General features: G+C 52.7%; 6 tRNA genes. All 6 read left to right on the forward strand.

The features are described from left to right. Nucleotides 1-66 precede the first annotated feature (66 nt). A tRNA-His gene (locus CLCY_RS05355) sits at nt 67-143 on the forward strand. Nucleotides 144-148: 5 nt separating this feature from the next. Further along, nucleotides 149-223 (forward strand) — tRNA-Gln (locus tag CLCY_RS05360). Nucleotides 224-227: 4 nt separating this feature from the next. Then, nucleotides 228-303: transfer RNA gene (locus CLCY_RS05365), tRNA-Lys, on the forward strand. 30 nt (nt 304-333) lie between these two features. Next, nucleotides 334-417: transfer RNA gene (locus CLCY_RS05370), tRNA-Leu, on the forward strand. Between the two features lie 5 nt (nt 418-422). Then, nucleotides 423-497: transfer RNA gene (locus tag CLCY_RS05375), tRNA-Gly, on the forward strand. A 5-nt stretch (nt 498-502) separates the two neighbouring features. Beyond that, nucleotides 503-576 (forward strand) — tRNA-Gly (locus CLCY_RS05380). Nucleotides 577-636: the final 60 nt, after the last annotated feature.

Consider the following 636-nt stretch of genomic DNA (forward strand, 5'->3'; position numbering starts at 1 on the left):
CAACGGCCTTCTAAGCCGTGTGCCAGGAGTTCGAATCTCTTAAGGCGCACCATTTAACTTAACATGGTGGGTATAGCGCAGTTGGTTAGCGTGCCAGATTGTGGCTCTGGAGGCCGTGGGTTCGAATCCCATTATCCACCCCATTTATTGGGCTATCGCCAAGCGGTAAGGCACGGGACTTTGACTCCCGCACGCGTAGGTTCAAATCCTACTAGCCCAGCCATTTTGAGCCACTAGCTCAGTCGGTAGAGCACATGACTTTTAATCATGGTGTCCAGGGTTCGATTCCCTGGTGGCTCACCAGTTATGGTGAAATAATTAAATTAACCACATGCGGATGTGGCGGAATTGGCAGACGCGCTAGACTTAGGATCTAGTGTCCATGACGTGGGGGTTCAAGTCCCTCCATCCGCACCAATTATGCGGGAGTGGCTCAGTGGTAGAGCGTCACCTTGCCAAGGTGAACGTCGCGAGTTCGAATCTCGTCTTCCGCTCCAAATATGCGGGTGTAGTTCAATGGTAGAATCCCAGCCTTCCAAGCTGGTTGTGTGGGTTCGATCCCCATCACCCGCTCCAAAATGTGCGCCTTTAGCTCAGTTGGATAGAGCAACGGCCTTCTAAGCCGTGTGCCAGGAG

The organism is Clostridium cylindrosporum DSM 605 (assembly GCF_001047375.1).
Classification (GTDB): Bacteria; Bacillota; Clostridia; order Clostridiales; family Caloramatoraceae; genus Clostridium_AB; species Clostridium_AB cylindrosporum.